General features: G+C 51.9%; 23 protein-coding genes, 3 tRNA genes and 1 other RNA gene. 18 read left to right on the top strand and 9 right to left on the bottom strand.

Annotated elements, in window-relative coordinates; translation table 11 throughout:
- Window positions 1-2 precede the first annotated feature (2 nt).
- Complete coding sequence (locus HBUT_RS00130; RefSeq protein ID WP_011821220.1) at window positions 3-911, bottom strand: geranylgeranylglycerol-phosphate geranylgeranyltransferase; 909 nt, start codon at window positions 909-911, stop codon at window positions 3-5.
- Between the two features lie 85 nt (window positions 912-996).
- Between HBUT_RS00130 and HBUT_RS00125 the strand changes: the two genes are divergently transcribed.
- From HBUT_RS00125 to HBUT_RS00100, 6 genes are all read left to right on the top strand, one after another.
- A complete protein-coding gene (locus HBUT_RS00125) occupies window positions 997-1,329 on the top strand; it encodes an SWIM zinc finger family protein (RefSeq protein WP_083756226.1) in 333 nt (110 codons plus the stop codon).
- Window positions 1,330-1,442: 113 nt separating this feature from the next.
- On the top strand, window positions 1,443-2,381 hold the full coding sequence (locus HBUT_RS00120) for a class I SAM-dependent methyltransferase (protein WP_011821218.1): 939 nt from the start codon (window positions 1,443-1,445) through the stop codon (window positions 2,379-2,381).
- Between the two features lie 85 nt (window positions 2,382-2,466).
- Entirely contained in the window at window positions 2,467-3,291 is an 825-nt protein-coding gene (locus tag HBUT_RS00115) for an S-methyl-5'-thioadenosine phosphorylase (RefSeq protein ID WP_011821217.1), read from the top strand.
- On the top strand, window positions 3,258-3,758 hold the full coding sequence (locus HBUT_RS00110; protein WP_011821216.1) for a hypothetical protein: 501 nt from the start codon (window positions 3,258-3,260) through the stop codon (window positions 3,756-3,758). Before HBUT_RS00115 ends, HBUT_RS00110 begins: the two co-directional genes overlap by 34 nt.
- Window positions 3,759-4,006: 248 nt before the next feature.
- Window positions 4,007-4,228: a hypothetical protein gene (locus HBUT_RS00105; protein ID WP_011821215.1), complete on the top strand. Its 222-nt coding sequence runs from the start codon at window positions 4,007-4,009 to the stop codon at window positions 4,226-4,228.
- Window positions 4,221-5,114, top strand: coding sequence for an ATP-grasp domain-containing protein (locus HBUT_RS00100; RefSeq protein WP_011821214.1), 894 nt, complete (start codon window positions 4,221-4,223; stop codon window positions 5,112-5,114). Before HBUT_RS00105 ends, HBUT_RS00100 begins: the two co-directional genes overlap by 8 nt.
- A 78-nt stretch (window positions 5,115-5,192) precedes the next feature.
- Here HBUT_RS00100 and HBUT_RS00095 read toward each other — a convergent pair whose 3' ends face one another.
- Complete coding sequence (locus HBUT_RS00095) at window positions 5,193-5,939, bottom strand: DNA polymerase sliding clamp (protein WP_011821213.1); 747 nt, start codon at window positions 5,937-5,939, stop codon at window positions 5,193-5,195.
- 176 nt (window positions 5,940-6,115) lie between these two features.
- On the opposite strand from HBUT_RS00095, the gene HBUT_RS00090 reads away from it, so the two are divergent.
- Complete coding sequence (locus HBUT_RS00090) at window positions 6,116-7,054, top strand: polyprenyl synthetase family protein (protein ID WP_011821212.1); 939 nt, start codon at window positions 6,116-6,118, stop codon at window positions 7,052-7,054.
- A complete protein-coding gene (locus HBUT_RS00085) occupies window positions 7,051-8,112 on the top strand; it encodes an NAD(P)-binding protein (protein ID WP_011821211.1) in 1,062 nt (353 codons plus the stop codon). The genes HBUT_RS00090 and HBUT_RS00085 overlap by 4 nt, the downstream gene beginning before the upstream one ends.
- A 384-nt stretch (window positions 8,113-8,496) precedes the next feature.
- Here HBUT_RS00085 and HBUT_RS00080 read toward each other — a convergent pair whose 3' ends face one another.
- Complete coding sequence (locus HBUT_RS00080; RefSeq protein WP_011821210.1) at window positions 8,497-9,231, bottom strand: HD domain-containing protein; 735 nt, start codon at window positions 9,229-9,231, stop codon at window positions 8,497-8,499.
- A 194-nt stretch (window positions 9,232-9,425) separates the two neighbouring features.
- Here HBUT_RS00080 and cca point away from each other — a divergent pair, with 194 nt between their 5' ends.
- The 4 genes from cca to HBUT_RS00060 all read left to right on the top strand — a co-directional run bounded on the left by cca (window position 9,426) and on the right by HBUT_RS00060 (window position 12,140).
- Window positions 9,426-10,880 carry a CCA tRNA nucleotidyltransferase gene (gene cca / locus HBUT_RS00075; RefSeq protein ID WP_011821209.1) on the top strand — a complete coding sequence of 485 codons (1,455 nt, stop codon included), beginning with the start codon at window positions 9,426-9,428 and terminating at the stop codon, window positions 10,878-10,880.
- Entirely contained in the window at window positions 10,811-11,584 is a 774-nt protein-coding gene (locus tag HBUT_RS08765) for a Thr/Ser protein kinase (protein ID WP_011821208.1), read from the top strand. The genes cca and HBUT_RS08765 overlap by 70 nt, the downstream gene beginning before the upstream one ends.
- Window positions 11,585-11,599: 15 nt before the next feature.
- A complete protein-coding gene (locus HBUT_RS00065) occupies window positions 11,600-11,980 on the top strand; it encodes a helix-turn-helix domain-containing protein (protein WP_011821207.1) in 381 nt (126 codons plus the stop codon).
- A gap of 72 nt (window positions 11,981-12,052) precedes the next feature.
- Window positions 12,053-12,140, top strand: a tRNA-Leu gene (locus HBUT_RS00060).
- A gap of 21 nt (window positions 12,141-12,161) precedes the next feature.
- Here HBUT_RS00060 and HBUT_RS00055 read toward each other — a convergent pair.
- Window positions 12,162-12,755 (bottom strand): DUF367 family protein, encoded by a 594-nt coding sequence (locus tag HBUT_RS00055; RefSeq protein WP_011821206.1) that lies wholly within the window; start codon window positions 12,753-12,755, stop codon window positions 12,162-12,164.
- A 137-nt stretch (window positions 12,756-12,892) separates the two neighbouring features.
- On the opposite strand from HBUT_RS00055, the gene HBUT_RS00050 reads away from it, so the two are divergent.
- The 4 genes from HBUT_RS00050 to HBUT_RS00035 all read left to right on the top strand — a co-directional run bounded on the left by HBUT_RS00050 (window position 12,893) and on the right by HBUT_RS00035 (window position 15,622).
- Window positions 12,893-13,138, top strand: coding sequence for an Lrp/AsnC family transcriptional regulator (locus HBUT_RS00050; RefSeq protein WP_011821205.1), 246 nt, complete (start codon window positions 12,893-12,895; stop codon window positions 13,136-13,138).
- Between the two features lie 69 nt (window positions 13,139-13,207).
- Entirely contained in the window at window positions 13,208-14,497 is a 1,290-nt protein-coding gene (locus tag HBUT_RS00045; protein WP_011821204.1) for a TiaS agmantine-binding domain-containing protein, read from the top strand.
- Between the two features lie 529 nt (window positions 14,498-15,026).
- Window positions 15,027-15,221 carry an SEC61-beta family protein gene (locus HBUT_RS00040; RefSeq protein ID WP_011821203.1) on the top strand — a complete coding sequence of 65 codons (195 nt, stop codon included), beginning with the start codon at window positions 15,027-15,029 and terminating at the stop codon, window positions 15,219-15,221.
- A gap of 98 nt (window positions 15,222-15,319) precedes the next feature.
- Complete coding sequence (locus HBUT_RS00035; RefSeq protein ID WP_011821202.1) at window positions 15,320-15,622, top strand: MazG nucleotide pyrophosphohydrolase domain-containing protein; 303 nt, start codon at window positions 15,320-15,322, stop codon at window positions 15,620-15,622.
- On the opposite strand, the gene HBUT_RS00030 is transcribed toward HBUT_RS00035, so the two are convergent.
- The 4 genes from HBUT_RS00030 to HBUT_RS00020 all read right to left on the bottom strand — a co-directional run bounded on the left by HBUT_RS00030 (window position 15,623) and on the right by HBUT_RS00020 (window position 17,256).
- A complete protein-coding gene (locus HBUT_RS00030) occupies window positions 15,623-16,357 on the bottom strand; it encodes a phosphoglycerol geranylgeranyltransferase (RefSeq protein WP_228546743.1) in 735 nt (244 codons plus the stop codon). It abuts the gene before it with no gap.
- Entirely contained in the window at window positions 16,305-16,688 is a 384-nt protein-coding gene (locus HBUT_RS00025) for a Zn-binding domain-containing protein (protein ID WP_011821200.1), read from the bottom strand. Before HBUT_RS00025 ends, HBUT_RS00030 begins: the two co-directional genes overlap by 53 nt.
- 77 nt (window positions 16,689-16,765) lie before the next feature.
- Window positions 16,766-17,090, bottom strand: an RNA gene (gene rnpB / locus HBUT_RS09130) — RNase P RNA component.
- Between the two features lie 90 nt (window positions 17,091-17,180).
- Window positions 17,181-17,256 (bottom strand) — tRNA-His (locus HBUT_RS00020).
- Window positions 17,257-17,583: 327 nt separating this feature from the next.
- On the opposite strand from HBUT_RS00020, the gene HBUT_RS00015 reads away from it, so the two are divergent.
- Window positions 17,584-17,660: transfer RNA gene (locus HBUT_RS00015), tRNA-Ala, on the top strand.
- Window positions 17,661-18,179: 519 nt separating this feature from the next.
- The gene (locus tag HBUT_RS00010; RefSeq protein ID WP_011821199.1) at window positions 18,180-19,130 is read left to right on the top strand and encodes an ABC transporter permease subunit; all 951 of its coding nucleotides are present in this window, start codon (window positions 18,180-18,182) and stop codon (window positions 19,128-19,130) included.
- Window positions 19,131-19,369: 239 nt separating this feature from the next.
- On the opposite strand, the gene HBUT_RS00005 is transcribed toward HBUT_RS00010, so the two are convergent.
- Window positions 19,370-19,984, bottom strand: a complete 615-nt coding sequence (locus HBUT_RS00005; RefSeq protein ID WP_052287721.1) for a DMT family transporter — start codon at window positions 19,982-19,984, stop codon at window positions 19,370-19,372.
- Window positions 19,985-20,036: the final 52 nt, after the last annotated feature.

Here is a 20,036-nt window from a genome sequence, read left to right as displayed (position 1 = left end):
CACTACATCAATCCTGCAAGGAAGGCTAATGCACCAACCATAAATGCAAGCTTTAGAGCACTCCTAGCCCTTCTTGAAGCCCTAATAGCGTCCTCGAGTCCCCTAGCTACTCCTCTGCCGAGGATGGCAAGCGAGTAAGCTATCAACACATCAACTACCAGTGCTAGGATAAGGTACGCCATGTTGTATACTCCGGAAATGTAGGGAAACGGGCTTAGAACAACCACTAACCCAAGCACCGCAACAGACGCCATGTAGGCTGTCCTCACGCCAAACCGAACTGCTAACGTACCAATACCAGCTATTGCGTCACCCTTGACATCCTCTATGCCCTTGACGAATTCTCTGCCAAGTACAAGCAAGAATGCATAGAGTACTGGTATTAGTGCTACCGAGGGGAGTACAACTTTGCCCTTTATCATACATGAGGCATAGAGCGCACCAAACACTATTGTCGACGCAGAGTTGAATGCTATGACAATATTACCCGGCAGACCTGTACGCTTAATCCATCGAGAATACTCATGCACTAGCAAAGCGTTAAGCACAGCAAATCCGAAGACTATGAAGTTGGGGCACGTAACTAGAGCTATTATGAGTCCGATTGTAAACAACATGTAAGCATAGAATCTGGCTGCTCCCGGGCTTACCCTTCCCGACACTATGGGTCTCCAAGGCTTTGCAACCATATCCGTCTCGATGTCGTAGTAGTCGTTTATGACGTAGCCTCCAGCTGCAACAAGCACTACAATAAGGGCTGCATAGGCATAGCCTGAGCTAACTATATCACCGCCATAGATACTGGCAACAGTCCCATAGCCTATTAGTGTTGTTAAAGCCGCCACAACCAGGTTATGTGGCCTTACCAGTTCGATGAGACCGCGGAGCATCTGCAAGCGTTTTTGCGGCAAGGCCATCCACTCCATCAACGTTTTAGTTACGGTCAACCCGCACTATCAAGGCTTCCAGCAACATGCCAGCTATTTGTGGGGCTAGATGTACTCTTCGCGAAAGGGAAGACCTAACCCAGCCCTGCTATTGAAATCAGCAAGACTCGTAAACCAGAGGAGGATAATATACGTAAGGCTGGGTCCCGATGGTCTTAGAGCACTTGTACGTGGAGACAATGATATCTACATAGTATTCTACAACCCGGAGAAGGGCATGCTGAAGTGTACGTGTCCTGCTGGTATGCGCGGCAAACTATGCAAACATGCCCTCGCAGTAAAGACCTATGTTGACACAATGTATACCAGGACAAGGATGTATGTGGATCAGCCGAAACCTCCCTCATCAGCTCTCAGTGTGAGTCGTATTCATCACGCCTAGTTAACTGTAGCAGATAGTCACCAACCAGTTAGGAGAATCTAGCACTACTCTAGCACTACGTATATAGAGTTTTGCCATACCCCATGAACTCTATAGGAGAGGAATAGGCTGCCGTGAACGGAACGAGACACGAGTGGGGCTTTGTCGAAATCTACGAGTATAGGCCGCGTAGGCTAGTCATACCTGGATTTCTCCTTTCAAAGCTGAAGACTGCATGCCGTAAGGACAGTAGCAATAGTATTGTGTTCGCACGCAGAACGCAATATTACGAGTATAGTGTTGAAATCCTATGCAGCAGAGACGAAGTAAACATCACCATTAATGGCGAACATGTGTTCAGCCTAGCTCCTAGCTCACTACCAAGCAGGATTAGGGATGACGTTATCTACTTCTTTGACGAGCATAACAACAGACTCCTACCAGTTGAAGTTAGATCAAACGAGGGCTATATGAGGCTCTACTTTACAGCCGAGCTTGACGCACCTACCCTGCTCATAAACGGCATACACATGCACCGCATTGTAGGAGTTAGAGGTCCTCTTCACGATTCGCAACTCAAAGTTTCCAGGCTAGGTGTTAGGAGGGGCGATAGAGTCCTTGATACATGTACAGGGCTAGGCTATACAACGATAATAGCTTCAAGTAGAGGGGCAACGGTCTACACTATAGAGGTTAGCGAGTATGTGCTCTCAATAGCGTCGCTCAACCCTGCAAGCTGGCTCCTAGCTAACGAAAACGTGAGAATAGTACATGCCGATGCTACTATAGCTGTAGAACTACTTCCCGACGAATACTTCGACAAGATATTGCATGACCCTCCCCGCTTCAATATGGCTGGAGAACTCTACAGCCTAGAGTTCTATCAGCAGCTCTACAGAGTACTGAAGCCAGGTGGCAAGTTGTATCACTACACAGGTGTACCACTCCAGGCTAGGAGTAGAAGGCTCAGCCCCATAGTGAGAGGAGTTATTGAGAGACTTAGGAGAGCAGGGTTTGAGCGAGTATGGTTTGACAAACAAACCCAAGGGGTTATCGCGGTAAAACCCCGCTAACAAGACACAGAAGGATAGCAATTTTGCCTCACACGCTACACAGTAGTAGGTAGCTGGTTGTGTAGGTGGGGGTGTAGCTTCTCCCTTGCCCGACTTTCCCCCGAAACCATCCGTAAAAGCCGATATAGCCATAATAGGAGGTAGCGGCCTCTATGACCCCGGAGTCCTCGAGAACGCCAAGGAGTACAAAATCTACACACCATATGGAGAGCCTAGCGACTACATAATTGTTGGAGAGCTTGGGGGAAAGCGTGTAGCATTCCTACCAAGGCATGGCAGGGGACACAGAATTCCGCCACACAAGATAAACTATAGAGCGAACATTTGGGCTCTCAAGATGCTTGGCGTAAAGTGGGTTATTGCCGTCTCTGCTGTAGGCTCCCTACGAGAAGACTACAAACCTGGAGACATAGTTGTGCCAGACCAGTTTATAGACATGACTAAGAGCCGTGTATATACATTCTTCGACGAGGGCATAGTAGCCCACGTGAGTATGGCCGACCCGTTCTGCGAGCACCTACGCCAGGAAATAATTAGCACTGCGAGAGAGCTAGGCTACAGGGTTCATCCCAGAGGTACATACATCTGTATTGAGGGGCCACGCTTCTCGACGAGAGCTGAAAGCAGAGTCTGGCGGGAGGTATTCAAAGCAGACATTATAGGAATGACTCTGGTGCCCGAAGTAAACCTAGCTTGTGAGGCACAGCTATGCTATGCAACCATAGCACTAGTCACCGATTATGACGTCTGGGCTGAGCGGCCAGTAACAGCTGAAGAGGTTGCTAGGGTTATGAAGGAGAACACTGAGAAGGCCAAGAAGATACTCTACAAGCTAATACCCCGCCTGCCACCCGAACCCGACAAGGCGAGGTGCAGTTGCTGCAGCTCACTAGAGACAGCACTCCTCTAACCCGGGAGAAGCTTAAACGCCTCGAAAAACAAGCCGAAGAACTAGCCAAGAGGATATTTTCCTTCTTAAACCAATCGTATAGCGAGCTCTACCTAACATATGCTGGGACAAGATACGCCCTGGCAGCAGCAACACTTGGCTATTGGGTGTTACGCCAGATAACCACCACTAGTGTACGTCTAGAACCTATTGAAGCCCTGATATACCACATTGTAGCCTACCGCGAGGAAAACATCGCCGTCATATTATTCGCCGAGGCTGGAGCCGAGAACATTGTCGGAAGAGCTATAGACGCTACGAAGCTTACCGGTGTGAGCCTCGTAGCTGTGACACCACCATTACCACCAGTGCTCAAGGCACGCGCACCAAGCGAGGAGAGTATTGGTAGAAGTTGCATCCGAGAGAATCCACCTCACATATGTTCTTGCAGCTGCCAAGCTCTCCGCAAAACTCGCCAGAAAACATAGCGGTATTAGGGTCCGTGTAGAGAGGCTTACGAGCGAGTTTAACAACATACATCCTGTGCTCGAAGAGATAAAGTCAAGGTATGGCAGCATAGTAAACTCCATCACAGAGGCTTTATCCTCAAGCACTAAAGCAGCTGTCTTTTCCACACCAACACTTACGCCCGCAGCAGCCCTGGCAGCCATGCATATAGAGGAATCTATGGGAGCCCCCGTGCCTATAGAGCCTGTAACGTCGGCTACTAACACTATTGCAACGGCTCGAACAGCAGGGAATTTTCCTACTAGTATTTGCTACTGATGTTGAAGCAGACATCCTTCGTGAGCTAAGATTTAAGCTATCAATAGCACAGAACAAGGGTAAGCTGGCAGAGATAATTATGCATACCGACCCACTAACAGCACCTGTATACGCGTCACTCATAGCAGAACTCATCGGAGATATGCTTAGCGGGCGTGAACGCCGTGGCTAAAATAGCAGTACTGCACCACACCCCTAGGCCCACGTGGAGTAGCCGACAGTTACTAAAGGCCATAGCCGATACGGGCTCGACACCACTCTACATTCTCTGGAACTACATATCTGCAGAACTTGGAACTCCATCATGCCCGTTAAAATATAGAGGCAGATGCCTCAACGTGGACGCTATCATAGTGCGGGGCCTCGGCAGGGGGCTCAGCATAGAGAGGTATGCGGTGAGGAGAGCTATTCTAGAGGCAGCGGAATCGTGGGGCTACGTAGTTGTAAACCCGCCAGAGGGACTCTTCCGTGCCAGGGACAAGTTTACGAGTCTACGAATACTACAGGAGGCGGGGATACCCGTCCCCCGGACACTGGTTACAGAGGATCCTACCACTGCACTACATGCTGTAGAACAGCTCGGTGACGTAGTGTTTAAACCTATAATAGGTAGTCTAGGCCTTGGCTCATTCCGCGTAAAGGATACCGATACGGCCTACCATATCATAAACCTTCTGCTAACCCTCAACCAGCCCCTCTACATACAAAAATACCTGGAAAAGCCGGGCAATAGGGATCTTCGCGTATTCGTTGTCGGCGACCACGTGGTAGCTGCAATGTACCGCATTGCACCACGAAATAGTTGGAAAACAAATATAGCTCAAGGAGCAAAACCTGTACCAGCAACAGTCCGTGATGAAGTAGCAAAGGCTGTTATCCGCGCTGTAAAGGTACTAGGCCTAGTCTACGCCGGTGTAGACGTGATAGAGTATGATGAGAATCGGTATGCAGTCATAGAGGTTAATGCCTCACCACTCTGGCGCGGACTACAATCAGCAACTGGGGTAAACCCTGCAAGATACATTGTTGAAAAAGTACTCGAACTTGTGAAGAAGTAGGTGGCTCAGCTGTCCTGGCCATCCTCACGGCCTAGAGAGCGTCGGATGAGCCGGTGAAACTCATCACTGCCCGGTGCGCTATGCCGCTTTCGGCGCTAGGAGATATGTCACGTTGCCGCCAGCAGGTAACCTGAACTGTAGCCTTAGCGGCATGTCCTGCGCAAATTCTATGGTTATCGTGTCTGCAACCTTTGTCAGCGAAAGCATATGCTTCAAGTACTCTATACTATAGGCTGACTTGGAGGGCTCCTCAACATTAAACTCCACTACGGCAGGCGTATCACTCCTAATCTTTGTCTCCGCTACTGCAGCTCCGACACCACGTATGATTAGTGTCGTGTCGTCTGGTGCCTCTAGCTCAACAGTATCCCCGACGGCTTCAGCATCTTTTAGTGCGTTCTTGAACGGATCCACTATCAGTGAAACGTGTACCTTAAACTCAAGCTCTGCCTCTGGTAGCTCTGGCACCGGCACGTCAAGATTTAGCAGTCTATACCTTTTGATCGTAGCTCCAACAATAGACCATGTAACCCTATCCTCGTCGACTTCTATGTCTAGCTTATCGCCCTTCTTACCCCTCTTAATTATCTTCGCTATGTTAGCAACATTAAAACCAAGCTTCACTTCATCCTCAACCTCGTACTCTATGAAGCTTTCTGGCGGCAGCTCCATGACCATTAGCGCTACATGGGCTGGGTCAAGGGCTATCGCTTTTACGCCATTAGGCGTTATAGTCATTGCAAGCTCATCAACAATTTTCGATATCGCATCAAGCATGTTGTAAAACGATTTTGCGTCAGGGTATGACAGTCTTGCCTTAGCCATCCCCTGCACCCTAACCCAGGATATGGGTTTCTGTGAGGGTATAAGAGTGAGGGTTTCTCTCACTTGCATAACGAGATAATAATCCACCACGGCAAAACGCCCAGAAACTGGTGCCTGCAAGCATACTGCCAGGGTGCAACCTAGGCTATAACGGCACAACTTTGGGTTGATAGCCTATGCAGCAAATAGGCACCAGCTATGGAGGCCTGGTTGAGCACTGGAAGAAGCTCCGGTCACTAGTAGATGATGCTATCAAGCAGTGGATAGCTCGGCTTCCAGAAGCGCATGCTGTAAGGGTTGCAGAGTATATCGCGAGAGGTGGAAAGCGATTTAGAGGCTTTCTAGTCCTCGAAATAGCTAGAAGCCTTGGAGGCCGCATAGAAGATGCGCTCGATGCTGCTGTAGCTGTAGAGCTTATACACGCCTCAAGCCTTGCACTTGACGACATAATAGACGAGGATGTGGAGCGGAGGGGCCAGAAAGCTGCTTGGGTCGAGTATGGTGTTAAGAAGACGGTTATGACTGTCTATCTTCTTGTAACATTTGCTCATAAGATAGTCGAGGAAAGGTACGGGTTTAGAGCTACAAGCCGCACAATAACCGCCACTCTCAACATCTCTCGCGGCGAAGTTCTCGATGCGTTTACGGATCCTGATAGTCTTCCCCCAGAATACTATCTTGAAACTGTTAAGCTGAAGACAGCATCCCTCTTCCGCTTAGCTGGCGAGCTTGGCGCCATTGTTGCAGGCCGCGAAGACCTTTACGGCGAGGCCGGACTCTACGGTGAGTACCTCGGCTTAATGTACCAGGTTGCAGACGACATTGTAGACAGCAGGACAGGTACCATCAGTTTCCCCTCGGCGAGAATGTTTAGAAAGTGGCTAGGCAGTGAAGGGATAGAGAAAGCTTACAAATTCATAGCAAACCTGCTCACAGAAGCTGAAAAGCTAGCAGAAAAGCTAGCCGCTACACCCGACTCCTATCTTCCTATACTACCAGAGTTTATTGTCAGCGCAATGCTTGGTCCAGACATTGAGCGCGTCAAAGCCTATACGTCCCGGGTAACCCGGTTTAACCCTCCACGTCATGTACCCCGAGGGGATAACCGGGTATGACTATTAGGTATGATTACGTAATCATAGGGGCCGGCCCGGCTGGCGCAGCGCTAGCACGTTTCCTAACCGATAAGGGGTTTAGGGTCAAGGTATATGACATAGCCCCATACCCTGGATTTAAGCCGTGCGGATGGGCTGTCCCGCTGCAAGTAGAGGACTACATTGACATACCGGTTGATGCTATCCTAACTGAGATACGCGGCTTTAGAGTCTATGTCGACGGCGAACTAGCCCATGAGAAGTACGGCAAACTCCAGGGCTACATTATAGACAAGCCTGCATTCCTCAAACACTTGCTCGAAGGCATACCTTTCGAGCGGAGGATTGTGGAGCTTACACCTGAGCTTAGGCCTGTCAAGCAGCTCGAAGAAGCAAAGGAAATCGTTGTAGCTACGGGCTCGGTGACTCCACACCGCGGCATTAGGGATCAAATATATGCTGTCCAGGCAATAGTCAGGACTAGCGAGCCACACGACACTACTATTATGGAGCTGTGGTTTGACAGCAGCCTCGTAGGCTACTACTGGGTCTTCCCACGCTCTCGCTATACCGTAGACATTGGCGTGGGCGGCTATGGCGAGCCAAGAGAGTTTCGCCAGAAGCTTATAGAGTTCATAAGGAAGAGAGTGAAAGGCCCAGTCGAGATGACACCAATACGCGGCGCAGCTATAAACATTGGAGGAGCAAATCCAAGCCTCCTCATAAGGGATATACCGGTGATAGGTGAGGCTGCAGGCTTTGTATACCCGCTTACCGGCGAGGGTATAAGGCCCTCAATAGCATCCGCATATGCCCTGACAAGATACATAGCTAGCGGCGAGGACCCAGGCAAAACACTGAGCAGAATAGTCCACTGGATAGGCGTACAACGCAAACTTCTCGAGAAAATAAAGACAGCAAGGCCCGAAACAAGAGCAAAGCTACTAAGAAGTATACCAACCGACCTACTACCACTCATAGGAATAGGCAATGTCTCAACAATCAAGCTGCTAGGGCTAATAGCCAGGATGCCCTCTAGGCTAGCAGAAATCCTCCGTACACTAGTGCAGAAGACCTAGCCCCCTAGGCGAGTCCTCTCAGGCTTAAGAGGGGGCGAGGACTCAACCAGCATTGTCTACACGGGCTGTGAGGAGTAGCAAACCGTGCGACCCAACCGGCTGGGGTGAGCTGGAGCTCTCAAACCGAGCCCTCCATAGGTAGTAATGGCTGTGAAGACTGTTGTCCGGTCAGCTGATCGGTGACGATGCCGGACCCTACTGAGCCTCTTCCCGCAATTGTTAAGGAGGCCTCAGAGGAGCCAGGGGATATTTCATCGCCTTGCTCATCTACGTCCGACGGTTCTTCATCGGCAAAGAACGTTGTGGGCTTCGGCCAATCGACCCCTCCTCATCCGCCACAGCGGCGTAGGCCTATGTCGGCCTCCACACAGCCCCAGTATATTGTTAGTCTAAGCCGAGCGTCTTCTTAATATACTCCCTTAACGCGTCGCGGCCCCCAGTATAGTATATCTTTGCATAATCGAATATTGAACGTCTCCTCAGCGCCTCGTTGAACACCTTTACCGCCTTTGCATCTGGCTTCTCGAGCTCTATGTCGAGACATACCCTCCATATAATATCTTGTATTTGGGATATCATCTCAGAATCAGTGCTATCAGCCCTATGTACAATTTGCGACTCAAGCATGCTAAACGGTACCGTCCCATGCGCCTCAGCTATCGCCCTTATCAGCTTGTCAGGAGCACCGCGGGTGGAGAGTTCGGCAACCATTGCAAAGTCGTGGCCTAGGTACCAGTCGCTCCGCGGCCGGTAGCCGCCGGTTAGGGGGTCAAGCTCATACTGGTAATACTTAAATAGGTCATGGAGCAGCGCTGCTGCTATAACAACGTCACGATCTATAGAGGCGCCATAGACGCTGCCATAGACATCGACGAGCTTCTCAGCTATCAGCGTAACGCCGAGAGTATGGTCTAGGAGGCCCCCAGGGTACGCGTGGTGCTTCCTCGGGGCTGCTGGGCTCTCAAAGAAGGTTATCTTAGGCTCAACCTTTACAAAAGTAATTACAGGGTTTTTGAGCAGTTCAAGTGTTATTTTTCGGAGGTTCTCATCCTCTATGGATTCGGCCTTGGCCAGTAGCTGTGCGTACACGCTCTTAGCTCGCTCCATGAACCAGTCCACTGCAGTCACCCCGAACATATTCCACACAAGGCATGTGCTACAAGGCTATATAGCTTGTAGCACCAGAGTATGTTGATGCTCCGTGCTGGTGTCCCTCATCACACAGCTTATGGCTGGTCAGCAATACCAGCCCTCTTCATCGCTCCTCTTTAAGACCTACCACGCCACCATACTATATGCGTACTGGTGGAGCCATGAAGACCGGCATCGCCGGCAGCAGCGGCTGCCCCCATACCAAGGTCGAGAAACAAGTACTAGCTATGGTTGCACCCACCACGGGTGAGCGCGAAAAGGCGCGTAAAGCTGTAGAGGAGGCCACCAGGCTTCTCGACGCTGTACTGAAAGAACTTGGAGTCAAGGACTATGAGGTACGTGTCGAGGGAAGCTATGCAAAGGATACCTGGCTTAGCGGCGAGCTAGACATAGACCTCTTCATACTCCTCCCGAGAAGCAAGTGCCTAGACCTGATACACGCCGGGCTGATAGACCAGATTGAGGAGAAACTGGCCAAGCTCGGCTTGCGCACTGAACGCAGGTATGCCCAGCATCCATACGCAAGAGTACTAGTTCACAGCTACTGGGTTGAGGTGGTGCCAGCTTGTCGCGTGGAGAAGCCTGGAGAGGTTGTTACTGCTGTTGACAGGACCCCCCTTCACACAAGGTATATACTTGGAAGGCTAGAGCCCCATCAGCGTGACGAGGTTAGGCTTCTCAAGAGCTTCCTTAAGGGAATAGGTGTTTATGGTGCTGAAATAGCTGTGGAGGGATTTTCCGGCTACCTAGCAGAACTACTAATCGCAGCCTATGGCTGCTTTCGTAATGTTATAGCTGAGGCTGCCAAGTGGAAACCACCAGTGATAGTTGACGTGAATGGGGCCGGCTATAGCCGTAAGGAGCTCCTGGAAAAGTTTGGCGATAAACCCATGATAGTTGTTGATCCCGTAGACCCATCGAGGAATGCGGCAGCAGCAGTCTCGACACGATCACTTGCAGAGCTTGTTCTCGCAGCAAAAATGTACCTCAGGGAACCCCGCATGGAGTTCTTCCACGTAGCCAGAACCCCCCCTACGACGCCCCAACAAGCAGTAGCAAGTAGTGGTGAGCGTGTGTCAAACATGGTGCTACTACTCCTAGAGCCACCGCAGAGAGTGCCCCCCGACACACTATGGGGGGTTGGCAAGCGAGCCCTAAGGCTAGCAGTAAACCTGCTAGAGAGATGGGGCTTCCACGTAATAGACTACAGGGTTACAGCATGCACAGAAGGGAGAATACTAGCCTGTATCGAGTTGGAAGAGAGGGTAACCCCGCCATACACACTGCACCGGGGCCCACCGGCCTGGAGTGGGCACGCGCTACGCTTCCTCGAGAAGTACGCCACCGATCCAAACGCCTATGGGCCCTGGATTGACGAGGAGGGCCGGCTGGTAGTGATTAGGGCTAGGAGGTACCAGGACGCTATACACCTCCTACGCGACCGGGCATGGGAATGGCTCCCCGGCAGCGCTAGTGGGTACAAGGTGGAGGTCCACCCGCTACTTCAGGGCCTCCTGGAGAGGAGGATTGAGGAGTGTGAGCTGGAATGCCTAGCCAGCTTAGCCGTGAAGAAGCCAGCCTGGATGAGGAGGCTATACCACTCGCAAAAGCCATAGAAATAATCTGTAGCTACTATAGCGTGAGCATGGAGTCACCAGAGTGCCATAGGCTCATACACGACGCTAACTCCCTAGGAATCAGAGGAATCATACCCCTCGGCAACACTATACTGGGCAAGCTCAAGCTGCTGGGCAGGGGATGGAGCGCAGTCGTAGCAGCAGCAGCTACAGCAGCAGGCGTTGCTGCAGCGAAAATACTACACCCTAAGAGTAGGAGGAGAAGCCTACTCTGGGAGGCCGCAATCCTAGCCGTTACGGGCTGGGCAGGAGTATCACCACGGCTGTACGCTGCCTCAAGAACGATCATACTCATGGAGCTTGTTAGAGGCAACACGCTAGGAGACTACAAGCCAGACAACAAGACTTGTGGAAGACTAGCGCTGAAGAGGCTGCTCTGGAAAACATTTACCCTGGACAGGCTTGGAATAAGGCATAATGAGCTAGCAAGACCTGGAGAGCAGGTCCTAGTCGAGCATAACACATGTGAGCCCTACATAATAGACTTCGAGTCAGCAACACTACACGAGAACCCCCAGAACCTAACACAGCTCATCGGAGGCCTCATGAGGATCCAGTGGATAAGGAGCATCATTATAGTCGAGCCCAGAGATAAAGTGTTAAGAAGCTTGTTGAAACAATACAAGCTGAACCCCACTATCCAAAACTATCACAAGATACTTGAACACCTAGGCCTCACATAGCCTAGACGGATAGCCATGAACCACACAGAGCTCTGCAGCTTCCTACAACTCCTACCACCTACGGCAAGACAGCGACTCGTAGCCGAAACCATAGAATCAGGCTATGCTGCAAAAGACGTTGCAGAACTCATGGGCGTCTCTTCCGCAGCAGTATCACGGTACGTACATGGAACCCTTGCACCAAGCTCTGAGACTCTGTGCAGGCTCCTACTCAACATAGACGAGGAAACAAGAACCAGGCTCCTAGAAACGATAGCCGAGAGTATATGGCTGAGCCTCGAGAAACTACTCCACAACCTACCTCCAACACCACGTACAAGGAGACTACTGGAACGAATATCAGACACCATAGCGGAACTGCTAGCACACAAACACACACCACCACCAACACCATAGAGCAATAGTTTTAAGCCCCAGACCAGTCTGCCACCAAAATAATGGACGGCAATCCAGCCCCCGGCAGCGGCTGCGGGGGTGCCCGAGCCAGGTCAAAGGGGGCGGGCTGAGGACCCGCTGGCGTAGGCCTGCGTGGGTTCAAATCCCACCCCCCGCACCAACCAATTATCCTGTACTATCCCTACCTCTCCCCTATGTAGTCCTCAACTATTCTGCCATAGATCTCAACAAGTCTAGCAGCATCACAGTCTCCAATCTCTAAGCCCGTCATACTGCTTATGAGGCGGCACTCCTCACCAACTATCTCCGTGGATGTCTTGCCTTCATATCTCTCGAGCAACTGTTTGTTAAGCCTTAGGAATTCTGGGCCCCATTTGAAGAATGATAGTAGCTGCTCAGCTATGCTTCTAAATCCTGCGATATATAGTGCTGCTGCGAGCGCCTCAGCACTACTGAGGAGGAAGGGCCTACCATAGTTTACTGGATTAGCTGCTAGGAGCAGGGGAAGCCTTCTACCAACAACGCGGCGTAGCCTCCGGAGATAGCTGCTGACGCGGCGCCACGAGCCATCTATCACGCAAAGCCCGCTCTTCTCGATCAGCCCTCTATCCGATACCGATATTGGTGTTGGAGAGAAGGGGTCAAGCACAACAACACCTCTGGGCGGCGCACGCACCTCCGAGACAACGCCATGCCGTACCAGCTTTGCAACCGTATTGTACTTCGGGTTGTCTTGTCTAAGGTATACAGCGTATAGCCTCACACCGCTACGCAATACCCTTCACAGCCCCTCCAGCGCACGATACTGTCAGTCACGCCTACCCGTAGGAGGATAAATTTGGCCCGAATCTATCTAACCTAAATCTGGTAGGACCACCCCTACCATACTGCATAGCCGAGGTGTACAGTTTCATGGTCAAGGCTGTACTACTTATAAACACCGAGATGGGAACCGACGAGAAGGTTTTCGAGAAGCTAAAGGAGTTGCCCCAGGTTAAGGCTGTATACATGGTCTACGGCCTATACGATATTGTAGCGGTGATAGAGACTGACGATATGGACCAGCTTAGAGAGATAGTATACAAACACGTAAGATCATCACCTTATGTACGCTCAACACTTACAATGATAGTTGTAAACGAGAGCGAAAAGAAATAGCCACTATGCAGCAAGGAGATTCGCCCAAAGCCTCACCCCCTTTTATCCAGGCCCTCCGCAGTACACAGATTGAGCATTCAGGAGGATGGGCTAGAGCCGATGCTCCTCGCAATAGGTATTGATAGCTTTGATACCCCCCTAGCTGGTTGTACAACCCATTTCACCTCAATACTTGCATACACCCTGTCGATTCATGGCTATAGACTCGCTGACTACCCATGGCTTGTCCGCTTAAACCCGGCTGTACCATGGAAGACCAGGGGCAATGGTGCCACCGCACTCCTAGTATCTGTTGACCGTGAGGACGAGGCTCGCAGAGTAGCTGAAGAAGTAACTTCAAGGCTCGCCAAGGCCTATGGGTCTACAGGTAAGGAGAGCTTTGTCGCGATACTACTTTACCATGCCGATAACCTCCAAGACTACATTACTGCTAGGCCACACTGCCTCGTGGAACTATACCGCAGGGCCGTACACGAACTCGTACCTCTGAAGACCGCTATGAACTGCTTGGAGAGTATTAGGGAAGATGGAAAGACCAAGCTCATAGCCCTACACGGCTCTACACATCGGGGCCTAGTAGGGGCACTAGCCGCCCTTGGAGCCGATCTAATAACTGACCACACATTCGAACTCATAGTCTACAGAAAGCCCAGAATGTGGTCCGAACCTCGCAGAATAGACGAGGACAGCATTATAGAGTTCGACTTGAAAACTCGGCCCCTAACATTCCTAAACTACGACTATGAACAGTCCAAACCGCTAATAGCGCCACACGGCTTCGACCCTGTTCTCTATGGCGTGCGGGGTGAGGAGCCACACATATTGTTAAAAGCACTGAAGATCATCGATGTGGAGGAGGAACCTAGCCATTGGACAATATTCAGGACTAATCAAGCTACCAATGCACACCTCCAGAGAAAGGAGATAGAACGTGTAAGACCCTACGACAACGCCATAGTCTGTGGCGTGATAGAGGACACAAAGCCTATACCTGGAGGCCACGTGATAGTCCGGCTATGCAACAACACATGCATAGATACTGCATTCTACAGGGAAACGGGGAGGCTGCGAAACCATGTCCTCAAACTGCCCCGCGGCACACTAGTCGAGGTTGGGGGTCAGGTTAAGCCACACACTGACAAACTAACCCTCAACGCTGAGTATCTACGAATACTCGAGCCAGCATCGCTACGTGCTGGAGGCTGCACAGCAACAATACCATCGGGACGTAACGTCATACTCTATCCTCCACGTGCAGCATTCCACCACCTTATGAAGCCGCCAGAGAGACCTCTACACCCATCAAAGAGCCTAGAGCCACCCTCAACCCCCATCCATTCCGACACCATTAGTTTATAATAGGGTAAACAACCCCTCAGCTTCCACTCCAGCCCACCATAGGGCCACAAGACACTGAAACCCATCACGGCAGCAATGACTCTAAGATCACTGCCAGCTGTAGCACATGGAAACACCCTGGCACCCCCCAATTGCCTGTAGACAGAAGCTCTGAGTTACAATTGTGAACTCACATACATATTGCAGTTTGCATTCAAGTTGTGAATCAGATTATTGGACAATGGATTTACATCGCATATCCTTTATAGGCCCTTATTTAAACTTGCCTGTTTGTATAAACTAGAGTAGCGTTGCAATTGCTATGCAGTTACCAGTTCATCCTTGTATGCTGTATTGTCTGCACTAGAAGTTGAGGGGTGCCAGAGTCAACCATTGGTGCATGCTAGTGCTGAATATTTCGTTCTTATTGTGAAACAGTTCGTCATACGACCCCTAGCTTTCCTGTGGAGTGGGCCCAGAGTGGGGCTAGTAGTCTCCCGCCAGTTTTAAGGAGGGGCTAGCTAAGAACTAGCCTAGTCTGGGGGGAGCAGTGGCTAGGGCTAGGAGGCGTAGCCGTAGCGACAACGAGAAGGAGAAGACCAAGGATACGTCGCCGGCTGTGTTTAGTGCTGCTGGCCTCTTGGCGTTTAGTGAGGAGGATGCTGTCGTAAGGCTTAAGCCGCTCCACATAATGCTCATAACGCTAGGCTTCATAGCAAGTGTCATAGTGTTCAACATAGTCTAGCCTTCTCTTACAGCCCTGTGAGTCTGATGAGTTTCTCTGATGGTAGAAGGCGCTCTGTAAGCGTAGCAGGGTGCTCAGTGTCAAGAGGTGTCGTGATTATGGTTAGCCTGAGATGTGCACAAGAGGCTATGAGGAAGGCTTTCTACGAGCGTGACAATGCTCGAGGGCTATATGCGACGTTCACATGGTTTGTGGAGGAGGTTGGAGAGCTGGCTGAAGCCCTGCTAAAGGGTGACAAGAACCTCATTGCTGAGGAGATAGGTGATGTTATAGCTTGGGCTCTCAGTATAGCAAACCTCGTGGGAGTTGACGCTGAGGAAGCATTCAAGAAGAAGTATGGTGCTGAGCTAGGGAGTGTCAGCTGTACAGGCACAGGCGGGGAGGAGTCTAGCGCTTCTTAACTACCGAGAGGATCTCAGTGCTTTCTCGGGATCCTTTTCTGCAAGTGTTCCAATTACGACGCCGTCCGCTCCCGCCTTAAGCCTCTCAGCGGCCAGGGTCTCTTCCCGTATACCACCACCAACTACTAGCAAAGCTTGCGATAGAACCTTGCTGGCAGCAGCTACAGCGTCAACAGGTACGGGTTTTGGGGCACCTGAGCCTGCCTCAAAGTATACTAGGCGTGCTCCGAGGTACTCGGCAGCTAGGGCGTAGGCTGCTGCTATATAGCCATTCTCGTATGGAATTGGTAGTGCGCGGCCTATATGTCCAGCTGCACCACCGTGCCCTACAATGATGTATGCTGATGGTATAGCCTCGAGGCCCAGCCTATACACGATTGGGGCTGCAGCTACCTGTGCGCCAACAATCCAGTAGGGATCCATGCTGTTCATCAAAGTCATGAAGAGTATTGCGTCGGCAGACTTGGCGATGTTGTTGAGACCGCCCGGGAACAGAACTATGGGGAGCTTCACACCCTCAACCCTAAGCCTAGCTATGTACTCATCTATATCGTAGGGGGTAACGTTTAGGCTACCACCAATTAGTAGTACGTCGGCGCCATTCTCTTCGAAGAGCTTGACAGTGTTGGGCGATATTGGTTTTTCGGGGTCGGAGAGTAGTAAGAAGAGCTTCTCTCCTGATTCAACCCTGCTCCTCAGTAGTCTCTCCACCTTCCCAAGTTTCAACAACTTCACCCTCCTCAGATGTCAGCTCCTCTAGGCTGATGGTCTTCTCGCCCTCGGCCTTGATAAACTTATACTCTATCCTGCCCTCCAGGTATGCGTCAAGGAACTTCGAGTACACGTCGACGGGCTGGAAGAGTTCTGGTGCCCACATCTCGGCGTAGAGGCTGCAGTTTCCACAGCGTATAATCGCCTTCACGTAGCCCTGCTCGTTGCGTTCCTTCTTCTTGATCTCAACGGTCATAGCCTTGGCGCCGCAGTGTGGACACTCAAACACCGTTGGCAGGACGCGGGGCGCTCTCAGCAAAGGCCGCTTTTTATACTTACGCCTCCGCCTACCCATACCGCCGCCACCACGCGACACTACCAGAATCCAAGGACTAATATACCCATGCAGCTCCGTCGGAGGCGAGAAGCGGCGGGCCCCGGCTATAACCCGCCTTCTGTACCTACGGCCGCATCCGACTAAGCGGACGCCGGCGCGCCAATCGCGCGGCCCTCATCGGCGCGCCGCCTTGCTCCCCGGGGGACGGCCGTTTCAACGCACCCACCCGGGTCCTCAGCGGGTTACTGGCTCCCCGTCGCCGGGGAGCCCTCGCCGCCTCATCGTCCTCCCGCGGGTGGGCGTGCCGTTTCTGTGCCGTTGCCGCGGGTGTTACCCGCGCCCCCTCTCGGGGCCCCGGTGCCGCGGGGAGGGCGGAGTTTCCTCGGGCCTGAACGGCCCGTCAGCGGCCAGCCGGGGCCCGCCCTCCTCGTGTAGTTTGGGAGGAACAATATGTTGGTAATTAGGCTATGGTGTGAAAGTGTACGGGGAATGTTTTTCACGAGGATGGAGTGGGGCCGCCGCCGGGATTTGAACCCGGGACCTCGGGGTCCACAGCCCCGCGCTCTCCCGGCTGAGCTACGGCGGCCTCCCACTGGTCACAGCCTGTGGCTCTGCCGCGAGGCCGCTGCAGCTCATCGCCCCACGCGTGTGGGGCTCTTTGGAGGCGGCCCAGTGCCATGTTAGGAGAGTCTACCTTCACGGTTTCGGATTAATATAGGTCTCTGTCTGGTCGTATACACGTAGCAAGCGGTGGGCGATGAAGAGAGAACCCGGGTTGACACCGTGGCACCGGCAACCCCGGGGTGAGAGCCCGGGGGATGGCGGCAAGGCCCGCAACAGAGCCCCTCAATGGCATGTACGTAAACCTTATAGGATGATGCGGTGTTAGCCATGCAACATAATTTGGATGGGTGGGCCGGTAGCTCAGCCTGGAAGAGCGCTCGGTTCGCACCCGAGAGGTCCCGGGTTCAAATCCCGGCCGGTCCACCACCCCCCACCTCTAGACTTCTATCCGTGGTGCAATGCGTTCATACAGGCCATGTGTAAACATGTTGTTATGTGGTTGTTAGCCTACATGTTCACGGTGTGTTTCGTTACCTCTAATCCCGGCTGATATTGTGTGTGATGCCAGCTCCTTCTAGGCTGTGATGTGGAATGTGCGGTGATGTCCGTGGTAGGCAGTATATACTCCTCCCCTGGCATAGTTGGTAGGGTCTGCTGGGGCTGAGGAGGCTCTGCCGGACAGCTGAGCATGCAGCATTTAGCCTATGCGGTGATGTATGAGGCCGCGTCCCGACCCGCATCCTTCGTTGAGGCTTACGGAACTCACGGCTTCCTCTAACGACTCCAAGCTGTGGCGGCAACTCTCGTGCATCTTGCTTCAAAACTGGTTCCCGGCGAGCTAGTGTATGCTGTTGTGTGCAGAATGCTGCGTAGAAGTTTTTATCACGAATTATTATCGAGTCGTCACACTTGTGTGGGCTCCAGGCTGGTGGGTGCTGGACGGACATGAGGCTGCTGAGTAGGGAGTTTCTTGTCCTTGTACGCGTGGAGGTTGAGGGCTTTCTGCGGAGGCGCTCGTTTCTAGCACTCCTGGCACTCACTGTTGTACCGCTAGCTGTAGCGGTGCTTTTGAGGGGTTTCGTGAGGAATATTCTTGCAGGGGTAGGGCTTAACGCTTCTATTTTCCGGGCTGTGTGGCTTAGCACTCTTGGTGCGCGTACGGTAACGGATATCAGCAGTTATGTTGGCGCGGTAATGGCCATTACTCCTGTACAGTTCTCAACGGTTGCCAGCTTTGCTTGGATAATAGCAGCAATGTACGGTGCATACCTCTTTGCCTCCGACATAGAATCCGGGAGGATAAGTCTAATCCTTGTAAGGCCGGTATCGCGGGTTGAAATCATAGCTACAAAACTCATAGCCTACATCGTGGCAATGGCGCTTATGTATACTCTCTCGGCTGGCATGCTATACGCCAGCTTTAGCATACTATTCACGATACAGGACTACCCCTGGCTTATACCTGTCAGCGGTCTACTCATTTCAATCTCTACACTTCCCCTTGCCCTCGTAGCAGCACTCCTCGGCCTAAAGCTGCGGAGGAGCAGCATAGCAGCACTCATAGCGATAATAATCTACATTGTTGGCAGCTTTGTAGCTGCCATACCAATAATAGGCGCCTCACGCGACGGCATGGAGGATGTTATAGCTGCAATGAGAACGGCAATTATGCTAGACTATGCAGAACCCATCCATGGTAGCTTCAAGCTTCCAGGACTAATATTCGATGCGATAGTTTCAGGTCTCGACGCCAAACTCGTGTTAACGCTGATGGGCAGTAAGGCATACATGCCAAGCGTGGGCGAGATACTAGCAGCAGCCATACTAGCCTATGTCACGGCGACAATTCTACTAATCACCATACTGACCGTATACTTTAAGCGATACGTCGTCTAGGCCGAAACTCGATCTAGTAATAACATAAAAACTGTAGAAATAATATAAGATGTTTTGTAGTCTCGTGGTATTGGGGTGATGCCGGGGAAACACAGATACAGCTCCTCTAAGTAGTAGAAGGAAACACCGCGGCCCCCGGCTTCCCGGCGGCGGCGCAGCCGCGACACCGGGCTAAGCCCGGTGTTGGATGGGCGGGCTAGCCTCCAGCCGGGGGCACACCCTAATCCACTCTCCTCCTTTCATCCCTCCCTCCTGGCCTCGGCTCTCGCTGCAACAGCTAGAGAGGCTAGTATAGCGGCAGCGCCTATCGCTTGTAGGGTGGACATATGTTCGCCGAGCATGGCTGCAGCTATGGCTGCAGCGATAACCGGCTCGAGAAGGTATATTATTGCAGCTGTAGCTGGCGAGACGCCGCGCTGCCCATACACTTGTAGCACAAACGCTGCATCAGTGCACGCTAGCCCTAGATACGCCAGGTAGGGTAGTGCTTGTGCAGGCACATCGAGAGAGTTGCCGTAGACCAGCATATCGGGTATAATCATGACCGTAGCTGTTAATGCTTCAAAGAAGGTGAATGCGAATGGGTCGCTGCCGCTAAACCTTGAAACGATAAGAACTTGTGCAGCCCATGCAAAAGCGCTCAGTAGTACCAAGAACTCACCAAAGCTGAAGCCGCCAGTGGGCCCGGTCAACATGTAGAGCCCTCCTACTGCAAGTACTAGGGAGAATGCGAGTTCAACGCTGTACAGCCGCATTACAAGTGCCTGGAATAGGTGGACGAATACAACGTTAAGCCCAGTTATGAAGGCCGAGTTCGACGCGGTAGTGTAGGCTGTCCCCCAGCCTGCAGCCAAATCCCAAGAGTATAGGCGGCCCCCGCGGCCAACCCTCCACGTGCTGCAGCAG

It is taken from the genome of Hyperthermus butylicus DSM 5456, assembly GCF_000015145.1.
In the GTDB taxonomy this organism is placed as follows: Archaea; Thermoproteota; Thermoprotei_A; order Sulfolobales; family Pyrodictiaceae; genus Hyperthermus; species Hyperthermus butylicus.
The sequence above is the reverse complement of the archived record's forward strand: the minus strand, read 5'-3'. Positions and strand labels throughout refer to the sequence as shown.